Source organism: Streptomyces sp. NPDC054975, assembly GCF_053609105.1.
The window spans coordinates 60,468-71,516 of record NZ_JBSGWV010000013.1 but is presented as its reverse complement, the minus strand read 5'-3'; the positions used below and the strand labels follow the sequence as shown (position 1 = coordinate 71,516).

General features: G+C 74.3%; 9 protein-coding genes. 4 read left to right on the top strand and 5 right to left on the bottom strand.

The features are described from left to right. Positions 1-87 precede the first annotated feature (87 nt). Positions 88-2,436 (bottom strand): SpoIIE family protein phosphatase, encoded by a 2,349-nt coding sequence (locus ACWF79_RS15370; RefSeq protein ID WP_453728598.1) that lies wholly within the window; start codon positions 2,434-2,436, stop codon positions 88-90. Between the two features lie 166 nt (positions 2,437-2,602). Here ACWF79_RS15370 and ACWF79_RS15365 point away from each other — a divergent pair, with 166 nt between their 5' ends. Beyond that, positions 2,603-2,938 (top strand): DUF3040 domain-containing protein, encoded by a 336-nt coding sequence (locus tag ACWF79_RS15365; RefSeq protein ID WP_453728597.1) that lies wholly within the window; start codon positions 2,603-2,605, stop codon positions 2,936-2,938. A gap of 108 nt (positions 2,939-3,046) precedes the next feature. Continuing rightward, positions 3,047-5,236 (top strand): NAD-dependent DNA ligase LigA, encoded by a 2,190-nt coding sequence (gene ligA, locus ACWF79_RS15360; protein ID WP_453728596.1) that lies wholly within the window; start codon positions 3,047-3,049, stop codon positions 5,234-5,236. A gap of 84 nt (positions 5,237-5,320) precedes the next feature. Here the strand turns inward: ligA and ACWF79_RS15355 are convergent, their stop codons facing one another. Beyond that, complete coding sequence (locus ACWF79_RS15355) at positions 5,321-6,730, bottom strand: serine hydrolase (protein WP_453728595.1); 1,410 nt, start codon at positions 6,728-6,730, stop codon at positions 5,321-5,323. A 415-nt stretch (positions 6,731-7,145) separates the two neighbouring features. On the opposite strand from ACWF79_RS15355, the gene ACWF79_RS15350 reads away from it, so the two are divergent. After that, the gene (locus ACWF79_RS15350; protein WP_453728652.1) at positions 7,146-9,044 is read left to right on the top strand and encodes an NAD-binding protein; all 1,899 of its coding nucleotides are present in this window, start codon (positions 7,146-7,148) and stop codon (positions 9,042-9,044) included. A gap of 101 nt (positions 9,045-9,145) precedes the next feature. Here the strand turns inward: ACWF79_RS15350 and ACWF79_RS15345 are convergent, their stop codons facing one another. Then, complete coding sequence (locus ACWF79_RS15345) at positions 9,146-9,553, bottom strand: DUF4345 domain-containing protein (protein ID WP_453728594.1); 408 nt, start codon at positions 9,551-9,553, stop codon at positions 9,146-9,148. Positions 9,554-9,634: 81 nt separating this feature from the next. Between ACWF79_RS15345 and ACWF79_RS15340 the strand changes: the two genes are divergently transcribed. Continuing rightward, positions 9,635-10,249: a TetR/AcrR family transcriptional regulator gene (locus ACWF79_RS15340; protein WP_453728593.1), complete on the top strand. Its 615-nt coding sequence runs from the start codon at positions 9,635-9,637 to the stop codon at positions 10,247-10,249. A 4-nt stretch (positions 10,250-10,253) separates the two neighbouring features. Here ACWF79_RS15340 and ACWF79_RS15335 read toward each other — a convergent pair whose 3' ends face one another. Together ACWF79_RS15335 and ACWF79_RS15330 are read right to left on the bottom strand one after the other, a co-directional pair. Then, positions 10,254-10,499 (bottom strand): hypothetical protein, encoded by a 246-nt coding sequence (locus ACWF79_RS15335; protein WP_453728592.1) that lies wholly within the window; start codon positions 10,497-10,499, stop codon positions 10,254-10,256. A 56-nt stretch (positions 10,500-10,555) separates the two neighbouring features. Further along, complete coding sequence (locus ACWF79_RS15330; RefSeq protein ID WP_453728591.1) at positions 10,556-11,038, bottom strand: NUDIX domain-containing protein; 483 nt, start codon at positions 11,036-11,038, stop codon at positions 10,556-10,558. Between the last annotated feature and the right edge of the window lie 11 nt (positions 11,039-11,049).

The window sequence follows — 11,049 nt, the reverse complement described above, 5'->3', positions numbered from 1 at the left end:
CGGGCGACCGCGCGAGCACGCGGCCGAGCAGGCGCACCCCGCCTGCCCCTGTACGAGCACAGCGGCCGAGCAGGCCCGCGCCCGGCGTCACCGTACGAGCACGGCCACGATGCTCGTGTCGTCGTCCGTGTCGCCGCCGGCGGTTTCCAGGAGCCGTGCCACCTGCTCGTTCGGCGGGTAGCCACTGAGGAGTTCGGCCTGCGCGGCCAGCCGGGCGAGCCCCTCGTCCAGGCCGTCGTGGCGGCGCTCGATCAGGCCGTCCGTGTACAGCAGCAGGGTGTCCCCCGGCTGCAGCGAGGTCCTCCGCTCCTCGTACGCGTACGAGGGCACGGCGCCCAGCAGGACGTCCTGCGGCGGGTCGATCAGCCGCGCCTCCCCGTCCCGTACGAGAAGCACCGGCAGGTGCCCCGCGCTCGACCAGACCAACTCCCGTTCCGCCGGGTCGTACAGCGCGCAGACCGCCGTCGCCGTCGGATACCCGCTCGTGCGCAGCGTCACCTCGTTGAGCCACTCCATCAGCCGCCGCGGCGACTCCCCCGTACAGGCAAGGCCGCGCTGCGCGTTGTGCAGGGCCACCATGCCGGTCACGGACTCGATGCCGTGGCCGGCGACGTCACCGACCGCGACGAGGACCTTCCCGGAGGGCAGCGGCTGGACGTCGTACCAGTCGCCGCCCACGCGGTACTCCTCGGCCGCAGGCCGGTACCGGGCCGCCACCACCAGGCCCGGGAACTCCTGGAGGTCCGGCACCTCGGGCACGATCGCCTGCTGGAGCTGGAGCGCGATCTGGTGCCGGAGCTCCGCCCGGGTCCGTACCGCCGTCAACTGGTCGAACGTCGCGTTCAGCGCCGCCTCGACGCGGCGGCTCGCGGACACGTCCTGGTACACCCCGGCGAAGCCGGTGACCGCTCCGGCGTCGAGGAGCGGCTCGGCCGCCACCCGGACGTGCCGGACCGTTCCGTCACCGAGAATGATCCGCAGCACCGTCTGCGCCCCGGTACGGCGCTCCGTCAGCGTCTTGAGCAGGTCGGTCAGCGCCTCCCCGTCCTCCGGGTGCACCAGTCCCCGCATCCCGAGCAGGGGTACGGGAGGCTCGTCACGGGCCCGGCCGAAGAGGGCGTACGCCTGCTCCGACCACACCGCGCCGCCGTCGGTCAGGCTGTCCTGGAACAGGGCCACGCTCTGCAGCCGGGACACCGCGCGCTCCGACGCGAGCCCCGGATCGGTGGCGGCGTGCCACAGCACGACCGCCCGCTCCGCCCCGGCCGGCAGCACGCGTACGTCGAGCAGCGTCGTGGAGTCGTCGTCGACCTGGTCCGCGGGCCCCGTCGGCGCCGATGCCGGCAGCCGTGCCACGCGCTGGGTCCGGGCCGTCCGGAGGGCGCGCCTGGCCAGATGGGCGAGGTCGGCGTGGAGCCGGGGGAGGGCGAGCGCCAGCGACCGGTCCTCGGCCGGTGGCGCGCCTCCGAGGGCCGCGACGGCGTAGTCGTTGAGGTGCTCGACCGTCGGCGGTGAGGTGGGTGGTGAAGTCGTCGGTGCGGTCGGCGACGAAGGGGGCGGCGAGGTGGGTGCCGACGGTGGTGGGGCCAGCCGCAGCAGCATCGCCGGGTGGACGAGGGCGTCCAGGACGTCCACCAGGCCCGGAACGGCCGAGGAGGGCGAGTCGGCCGCGTCGAGGACGGTGCCCGCGACGTCGATCAGCCCCACCAGCGCCCTCTTGAGGGCCGCGTCGAAGACGACGGGCCCCGGCCAGGCGACCAGGGCCAGGCCGACCGTCGCCCCGCGCGACTGCAGGGCGAGGACCGCCCGCGCCGAACGGTGCGCCGGGCCCGGCAGCACCTCCCCGGTCTCGGGGCCGTCGTCCAGCCAGACGGGGGCGCCGTCGGCGAGCACCGAGCGAAAGACGGGCGGCGCGGCCGGTGGGATCCACTGCCAGGCCGCCGCCTCCGCGGCTCCTACGCCCGCGTGCCCGGCCAGCCGCAGACAGCCCCACGCGTCGCGCCGCCAGAGCCAGAGGCACTCCGCGCCCAGGGGGACGAGTCCGCCCTCCAGCAGGGCGTGTGCCGCCTCGCCGACCGTGTCCGTCGTCTCGGCCTCGGACGCCGCCCGCCGCGCGCGCCGCTCGTCGGGGGTGCTGAAGACGACGGGCTCGGCCGGGGCGGGCTCCGCCCGCAGGGCGGCGCCTTGTGACCCGGACGGGCCGGCGACACCGTTGACGATGTCGGCGGAGAGGTCCTCGACGCCGAGGCCGGTGGCGTGGGAGAGGGCGGCCAGGTGTTCGGCCGCGTCGGCGGGGGAGGCGCCGAGCTGTGCGGCGAGGACCCCGGTGGCCAGATCGATCAGATGCCGGCGGGTGAGTTCGGCGCGCAGTCGCCTGTTCTCGGCCGAGAGGCCGGTCATGCCGGGACCCTCCGGTCCCGCCGCGGACGTCGTCACGACTCCCTGCCGTCCCTCCACTCGGTGGCTGTCCGGAATGATCGCGTTCGCACAGGATTCTACCGTTCTGGCCTCGTGCCCGGTGGGTCCTCGGGTGTGTTCCGGGGTCCTGCGCGGGTACCGCCCGGGAGGAAGGGGTACTGCGTTCAGGTGGAGGTGTCCGGCTATGGGCGAAGCCCGTCTCTCGCAGCGTGAGCGGCGCATCCTGGCCGAGATCGAGCAGCAACTCAGCGAGGACGTCTCCCTGGAGCGCGGCCTGCGCACGATGCGCCGGAAGCGGGCGAGGGGGCCTGTGCCCGGCAGCCCGGGCCGCCGGCACGCGCCGGCCCTCGTCGTCTCCGCACTCGGTCTCCTGACCCTGGGGCTGCTCGTCCTCGCGGTTTCGACCGGCGAACCCGCCCTGATCTGGGCTTTCGCGGTCGCGTGGGTGCTGACCCTGTCCGGCCTGCTGCGGCTGGTCATCGGCTGGTCGCGCCGCCTGAAGGGAACCTGGCCGAACTGAGCCCCTGCCTCGACACCTCTGCCTTGACGCGGAGGCGCGGCCGACGGGCCGCGTGGCCGGTCGAGCCTCGGTGGCGGTCGAGACCCGTTGTCAGTGGTGCCCGGCACGATGGTCCTCATGACGACGACTCCGGTTCTCGCCGATGCCGCCGCGTACGCGCGTGCGGTCGAGGATGCACAGCAGGCCGCTGCCGCCTACTACGCGGGCGGTACGTCCCCGCTGGACGACGACGCCTACGACCACCTCGCCCGGTCGATAGCGGCCTGGGAGGCCGACCACCCCGAGCAGGTGCGCACCGACACCCCGACCGGCAAGGTCGCCGGGGGCGCTGCGACCGGGGACGTCCCGCACACGCGGCCGATGCTCTCGCTCGACAACGTCTTCTCCGGCGAGCAGTTCACCGCCTGGGTGGCTTCGCTGGAGCGCCGGATCGGCCGGACCGTCGAGCGGTGGAGCGTCGAGCCCAAGCTCGACGGACTCGCGATCGCCGCGCGTTACGAAGAGGGGCGGCTCGCCTGCCTCGTGACCCGTGGTGACGGTACGGCCGGGGAGGACGTGTCGCACGCCATCGGGACGATCGTCGGGCTGCCGGAGCGGCTCACCGAGCCCGTCACGGTCGAGGTCCGCGGCGAAGTGCTCATGACCACCGAGCAGTTCGAGGCCGCCAACCCGGTCCGGGTGGCCCACGGCGGCGAGCCGTTCGCCAACCCCCGCAACGCGGCCGCGGGCACCCTGCGCGCCAAGGACCGGCCGTACAGGGTCGAGATGACCTTCTTCGCCTACGACCTGCTGCCGCTGGAAGCGCCGGGCGGCGACGGCCGGGTGGGCGCGGGGGAGGACGCCGGCGCGCACGGGGGCGTCGGCGTGGCCGGTCTCGGCGAGGCGGCGCACAGCGAGCTGCTCGCGCGGGCCGTCGCCCTCGGGCTGCACACCTCGGGTGCCACCGCCGTTCCAGGCCGGACGGCCACCGGCGTGGCCGAGGTCCTGGCCAGGGTCGAGGAGATAGCGGCCCTCCGGGCGGAACTGCCGTTCGGGATCGACGGGATCGTCGTCAAGGCCGACCTGGCCACCGACCGACGCGAGGCGGGCGAGGGTTCGCGGGCGCCGCGCTGGGCGATCGCGTACAAACTCCCGGCCGTGGAGAAGGTCACCCGGCTCCTCGCCGTCGAGTGGAACGTGGGCCGCACGGGCGTCATCGCGCCGCGCGCCGTCCTGGAGCCGGTGGACATCGACGGCAGCACCGTCACGTACGCCACCCTGCACAACCCCGCGGACATCACCCGCCGCGATCTGCGCCTCGGCGACCGGGTGATGGTGTACAAGGCGGGCGACATCATCCCCCGGGTCGAGGCACCGGTCGCCCACCTGCGGACCGGGGAGGAGGTGCCGATCGCGTTCCCGGAGGCCTGCCCGCAGTGCGGTGCCGAGATCGACCGCAGCGAGCAGCGCTGGCGGTGCGTCCGGGGCCGCAACTGCCACCTCGTGGCCTCCCTCTCGTACGCCGTCGGCCGCGACCAGCTCGACATCGAGGGGCTCGGCACGACCCGTATCGTCCAGCTGGTCGACGCCGAACTCGTCGCCGACGTGGCCGATCTCTTCACCCTCACCCGCGAGCAGCTTCTCGGCCTGGAGCGGATGGGCGAGACCAGCGCGGACAACCTCCTCGCCGCGCTCGCCACCGCTCGCACCCGACCGCTCTCCCGCGTCCTGTGCGCCCTCGGTATCCGGGGCACGGGCCGTTCCATGTCCCGCCGGATAGCCCGCCACTTCGCGACCATGGGCGCCGTCCGCGCGGCCGACGAGGAGGCGATGCGGAGCGTCGACGGCATCGGGGCGGAGAAGGCGCCGGTCATCGTGGCCGAGCTGGCCGAGCTCGGCCCGGTCGTCGACAAGCTCGTCGCCGCCGGGGTGAACATGACCGAGCCCGGAGCCACCCCGATGCCCCCGCCGGGGACCGCGTCCGGGACGGACACCGCCTCAGCCGGTACGGACGCGGTCTCCGGCGTCGAGGCGGCCGCCGCTGCTGTCTCCGTCACCCCGGCGGGCCCGCTCGCGGGGCTTTCGGTGGTCGTCACCGGCGCCATGACCGGGCCGCTCGGAGACCTGAGCCGCAACCAGATGAACGAACTCATCGAGCGGGCCGGAGGCAGGTCCTCCTCCAGCGTGTCCCGGCGCACCGGGCTCGTCGTCGCGGGCGAGAAGGCAGGGTCGAAGCGGGCCAAGGCCGAGGAGCTGGGCGTCCGCCTGGTCGCTCCGGAGGAGTTCGCCACGCTGCTCGGGGACTTCCTGACCGCCTGACCGGGGGAGTGGGGACCTGTCGCGCGGCGTTCTCCGGGGCCTGTGGCGTGCGGCCCCGGTCTCGTGCACGCCGCGCGACCGGCGTCACATGCCCCCGCCGTCCCGCCCGGCCGACCGGCGGCGCCAGACCCAGAGCGAGAGCGCGGCGCCGAGGGACGCCCCCACCAGGGCCAGCGGAAGGCCTGCCCAGGGGCCCGAGGGAATGTCCTCGGGACGAACAGCCCGTTCGGGTGCGGCGAGCGCGGCCATGTCGTCGGAGACCGCCGCCGCCCCCGTCCGCTGGGTGGTCCCGTCCGGACCGGCCTGCGGACCGGCTTCCGGATTGGCCTTCGAGCCGGCCTCCGGGCCCGCCTGCGGGACGGACCCCTTCGCCGCCTCCTTCCCCCCGGGCCTCCCCGCGGCCTCCTCCGCGCCTCTCTTCGCAGCCTTCTCCGCGCCCTCGTCCCTGCCCCTCTTCGCCTTCTCGGCAGCCTCCTTCACCTGAAGGTCCTTCGACCGGTCCCGCTCGGGGTAGGGGGCCAAGGAACCCACCGGCTGGACCCGGCCCGCCGCGTCGAAGCCCCAGTCCAGCAGCCTCCGCGCCTCCTCGTACACCGTGAACCCCCCGCCGGACTGCGGGTTCATCACCGACACGACCAGCGTTCGCGAGCCGCGCCGCGCGGCCGCGATCAGGGTGTTGCCCGCATGGCTGGTGTAACCGTTCTTCACGCCGATCAGCCCCGGATAGCGCCTCACGCCGTCCGCCCCGGTCAGCAGCCGGTTGGTGTTGCGGATGCCGTACGACCAGCCACCCGCCGGGAAGTCCGCGTACGGCGTGGAGCAGTAGCGGACGAAGGCCGGGTCCTGCAACCCGGCCCGTCCGAAGATCGCCAGGTCGTAGGCCGAGGACACCTGCCCGGGTGCGTCGTACCCGTCCGGGGACACCACGCGGGTGTCATGCGCCCCCAGCGCGCGGGCCTTCAGCTGCATCTGACGGGCCATGGACTCCCAGCCGCCGTTCATCGCCGCCAGCACCCGCACCGCGTCGTTCCCCGAACTGAGGAAGACGCCCCTCCACAGGTCGGAGACCTTGTACGTGAATCCGGGCTTGACCCCGACCAGGCTGCTGCCGCTGCCGATCCCCCGCAGTTCCGACTCGGCGACCGTGTGGCGCTCCTCCTGATCGATGTGGGGGAGCGCGGTCACGGCGAACAGGGTCTTCAGGGTGCTGGCGGGCGGCAGTCGCCGGTGCGCGTTGCGGGCCGCCAGGACCTCGCCCGTGGAGGCGTCCGCCACCAGCCAGGACAGTGCGGAGACGGAGGACGGAGCGTCCGGCGCGCCGGGCAGCGGCTGGACCTGCGTGCCGGACCGGTGCAGCCGGGACGTGTCGATGAAGCGTTCGACAGGAGGCGAGGGTTCGGTGACGGGAGATGCCGTCGCCGTCGGCAGGGGCAGCACGAGCAGCAGCGCCGTGGCACCGACGGCAGCGTGACGGGCAGCTGACATGACGATCATTCAGCCACCGTAGAAAGCCGGACCGGCCCGCGCAGAACGAAGTGCGCCGACCGGCGTACGGCGCGTGTCGTCCGGGCGGCGCCGGGGCGACGAGCCGGGTTCGACGATCAGGGCCTCCGGACGTCCCCGTCGCCGGCCGCGATGGCCCGAGCGCCGTGCGGTCGGGGCGAGGGCCGACCCCCGTGCGTCCGCGAGACGGTGCGGACGGCCGGGCTCCGGAAGCCGGGACGTGGGCGGTGGCCGGACTGTCGGTGGCGCACGGCATGCTGGTGACGTGTCCTCACTTCCGTACCAGAGCACGCCTGTTCCGCCGGAGCCCGCGCAGCGGCCGCCCACCGCCGATCCGCAGGGCACGCCCTTCGGCGCGCCCGCCCTCCGGGCCGAGCGGCTGCCGCCGCCCGGCCCCGTCGGCCACATGATCGTCTGCGGTGACGACGTCCTCGCCCACCGCCTCGCCCACGAGCTGCACGACGTGTACGGCGAACGGATCACCCTCCTCGTCCCCGCGCGGAGCGACGAGCCGCAGCCGCGCTCAGGTCGCGCGGGGCGTGCCGCCTCCCTCTTCGGCCGGGTGACGGCCGCGATGACGCGTACGACCGTCGCCGACCAGCGCGGGGCGCCCGAGGGCCGGTCGATCCGGATGGTCGAGACGGCCGAGGTCGACGAGGGCGTGCTGATCGACGCGGGAGTGGAGCGCGCCTCCGCGCTCGCCCTCGTCCATGACGACGACGAGACCAACATCCGGGCCGCCCTCGCCGCACGCCGCCTCAACCCGAGGCTGCGTCTGGTCATCCGGCTCTACAACCGCAAGCTCGGCCAGCACCTGGAGACGCTCCTGGACCAGGCCGCGACCGTCGCGGAGCCCGGCCTCGACCCCAAGGAGCTCGACGCGGCGACCACCGTGCTCTCCGACGCGGACACGGCGGCCCCCGCCCTCGCGGCCACCGCCGTCGCCGGAACGAGCAAGGTCGTGCAGGCCGGCGGACTGCTGCTGCACGCCGTCGAGCGGACGCCGCCCGCCCGTGGCGAGGTCGCCGACCCCGGGCTCTGCACGCTGGCGCTGCTGTCGGCGACCACCAACGACCCGGCCGGCGTCGAGGGCTCGGAACACAGCGGCGCCCAGGGCCCGCTCCTGCTGCCCGACGACCGGGCCGTCGCCGCCGCCCCCGGCCGCGGCACGGTCGCCCTCGAAGCGATCACCTACGCCGGCCCCACCCTGTCCGCCAAGCGGTTCGCCACCTCGGCCCTGCCCGTCGGCTCGTTGTTCTCCCGCCGGCTGCGATGGTCGCTCGCGGGCGTCACCGCCGCCGTCGGGGCGATCGCCCTCGCGACCTGGCTCACCACCGGCGACCATCCCCTGCACGCCGCCTACCTCACCCTCCTCGACCTCTTCGCCATCGGAGACCCGGCGGTCGAGGAGACGACAGGCCGACAGGTCCTGCAGATCCTCGCCGGCTTCGTCGGCCTCCTCCTGATGCCGGTCCTCATCGCGGGCATCCTGGAGGCCCTCGGTACGTTCCGCAGCGCGACCTCGCTGCGCCGCCCGCCCCGTGGTCTCTCCGGGCACGTCGTGCTCCTGGGCCTCGGCAAGGTCGGCACCCGCGTCCTCGCCCGGCTTCGCCGCCTCGACATCCCGGTGGTCTGCGTCGAGTCCGACCCGGAGGCGCGCGGCATCGCGCTCGCCCGCCGGCTGCGCGTGCCCACCGTGATCGGCGACGTCACCGAGGAGGGCGTCCTGGAGGCCGCCCGGGTCCACCGCGCCCACGCCCTGCTCGCACTGACGAGCATCGACATCACCAACTTGGAGGCCGCGCTCTCCGCCCGCTCCGTCAAACCGGACCTCCGGGTGGCGCTGCGGCTCTACGACGACGACTTCGCCACCGCCGTCTACCGGACCCTGCGGGCCGCCCACCCCGAGGCGCTGACCCGCAGCCGCAGCGTCTCGCACCTGGCCGCCCCCGCCTTCGCGGGCGCCATGATGGGCCGCCAGATCCTGGGCGCCATCCCGGTGGAGCGCCGCGTGCTGCTCTTCGCGGCCGTGGAAGCGGGCGGCAACCCCTTCCTTGACGGCCGTACGGTGGCCGAGGCCTTCCGCCCCGGGGCCTGGCGGATCATCGCCCGCGCCACCGGTTCGGCGCCTCTCGGCAGGCATGCGGCGGGACTCGTCTGGCAGCTGGAGCCCGACCGTGTCCTCGGCGCGGGGGACCGCGTCCTCGTCGCCACCACCCGCCGGGGGCTGGCGGAGCTCCTCGGCCGCCACCCGCGCCCGCCCCGCCAGGAGCGGCCCGACTCCGCCCGCGGGTGGACGAGTTGACGGCCGCCGGCCGCCGGCAAGCCGGCCGTCAGCCGTCAGCCGTCAGCCGCCGGCCGCCCGCGTCCCGGCGCCCGCCGCGTCATGACAGGCCTGCGACGGGCCTAGGCCGTATGCGCCAGGGCGCGCTCGCGGTTCGCGCGCTCGTCAGCGTCGGCCAGCCAGAACCAGACAGGCGGGAGGACCAACTCGAGCACGGCCAGCACCACCTGGAGAGGGTGCGGCCAGCCGTGCACCGCGAGGGACAGCAGGCGCCCGATGCCGCCGAGCAGGAACACCGCGGCGAGCCACCGCACCACGCGCGCCGGGACGGGGTCCTGCCGGGCCGCCCACAGCCAGACCAGCCCGTACCCGGCGAAGATGGCGCCGAGGAACCGGCCGAGGCTGTCGATGGTCGGGCCCGCGTCCGCCTCGCCGGGAATCGCGGCGTTGCCGCCGGCCACATGGAACAGCCCGATGGCCGCACAGGCGAGACCCATCACCCATGCGAAGGCCCGGAGTGCCTTGGCCATGACTCCACCCCCTTAGTTGACATGCATCTACTAAGGCAGGGTAGGCGGTGCTGGTAGACACATGTCAAGTAATCTGAGCGGGTGCCGCCCCGCCGACGTCTGACGCCCGCCGACCGCCGCGCCCAACTACTCGCCGTCGGCGCCCGGCTCTTCGCCACCGCCCCGTACGACGACGTGCTGATGGAGGACGTCGCCCGGGAGGCCGGGGTGTCCCGTGCCCTGCTCTACCGGCACTTCCCGAGCAAGCACGCCCTCTTCGCGGCGGTCTATCAGGAGGCGGCCGACCGCCTGCTCGCGGCGACCCGGTTCGATCCGGAGGCGACGCTGGTCGAACAGCTCACTCAAGGCCTGGACGCCCACCTCGACTACTTCGTCGCCAATCGCCATGCCGTACTGGCCGCGAACCGGGTGCTGGCGGGGGACCCCGTCGTCCAGACGATCATGGCGGACGAACTCGACGCCCTGCGCTCACGTCTGCTTGGTGTCCTCCCGCTCGCCGACGGGCGGACGCATGACGCCGTCTCCGCGGCGCTGAAGGCATGGCTGGTGTTCGTCCAGGTCCTGTGCGTCGACTGGCTCACGCGGGAGTCGTGCAGCCGCACGGAGTTGCGCGACACCTGTATCGGAGCGGCGGTGGGGGCCCTGCGCCCACTGCTCCCCTCGGACCCGGCCCCCGACTGGCCGCCCGCTCCGTGACCCCTCACCCCGTCCGGCCGAGGTCGCCCGCGGGGCAGGCGCGCAGGGCGGACACGACGTGCAGCAGCCGCGCCTCGTTCCCCGACAGGCCCGCCGCACGCAGCGCCTCGTCGGCCTCGGCCATGGGGTGGGTGAGCATCGCCGCCGCGTAGGGCACGAGGTGCGGATCGGTCAGCACGGCCTGCGTGGACTCCAGCAGACGCAGGTACGCCTGGGCGGCTGCGCGCTCAGGGGCGGAGATCGTGGTCATGTCGGGCTCCCTCTCGACAGGTTGGCGACCTCCACCCTCTCGTACGGGTCTGACAATCAGGCTTCGCCCCGCCCGTCCAGCCACTGGGAGAGCCGATCGAGGAAGGTCCGCTGACCCGCCACGAGCAGCGGAGCGGCCGCCTCCGGGGCGAACCAGCCGACCCGGTCGATCTCCGGGAACTCCCGCAGAGCCCCCGAGCCGCGCGGCCATTCCATCGTGAACGTGCCCGGCACGACCCGGGTCGGGTCGAGATCCGCCTCGACCGCCCAGATCGTGACGGTCTTTCCGTTCGCCTGCCGGGCCTCGCCGAGCGCGATCTGCTCGCCGTCCGGCGCCGGCAGGCCGAGCTCCTCCTCGAACTCGCGGCGGGCGGCGGCCTCCGGTGTCTCCTCGGGGCCGTACTCGCCCTTCGGGATCGACCAGGCGGAGACGTCCTTCGACGCCCAGAAGGGCCCGCCCATATGGCCGATGAGCACTTCGAAACCACCGTCCGCCGTTCGGCGGAAGAGAAGGAGCCCAGCGCTGCGCTTGTCCGGCATACCGCCCAGTG

What these genes read in the sequence shown, in the direction of transcription:
- ACWF79_RS15350 (WP_453728652.1), top strand. Translation starts at nt 7,146, where the DNA reads ATGATCGTCTGCGGTGACGACGTCCTCGCCCACCGCCTCGCCCACGAG.
- ligA (WP_453728596.1), top strand. Translation starts at nt 3,047, where the DNA reads ATGGTCCTCATGACGACGACTCCGGTTCTCGCCGATGCCGCCGCGTAC.
- ACWF79_RS15345 (WP_453728594.1), bottom strand. Translation starts at nt 9,553, where the DNA reads ATGGCCAAGGCACTCCGGGCCTTCGCATGGGTGATGGGTCTCGCCTGT.
- ACWF79_RS15365 (WP_453728597.1), top strand. Translation starts at nt 2,603, where the DNA reads ATGGGCGAAGCCCGTCTCTCGCAGCGTGAGCGGCGCATCCTGGCCGAG.
- ACWF79_RS15335 (WP_453728592.1), bottom strand. Translation starts at nt 10,499, where the DNA reads ATGACCACGATCTCCGCCCCTGAGCGCGCAGCCGCCCAGGCGTACCTG.
- ACWF79_RS15330 (WP_453728591.1), bottom strand. Translation starts at nt 11,038, where the DNA reads ATGCCGGACAAGCGCAGCGCTGGGCTCCTTCTCTTCCGCCGAACGGCG.
- ACWF79_RS15355 (WP_453728595.1), bottom strand. Translation starts at nt 6,730, where the DNA reads ATGATCGTCATGTCAGCTGCCCGTCACGCTGCCGTCGGTGCCACGGCG.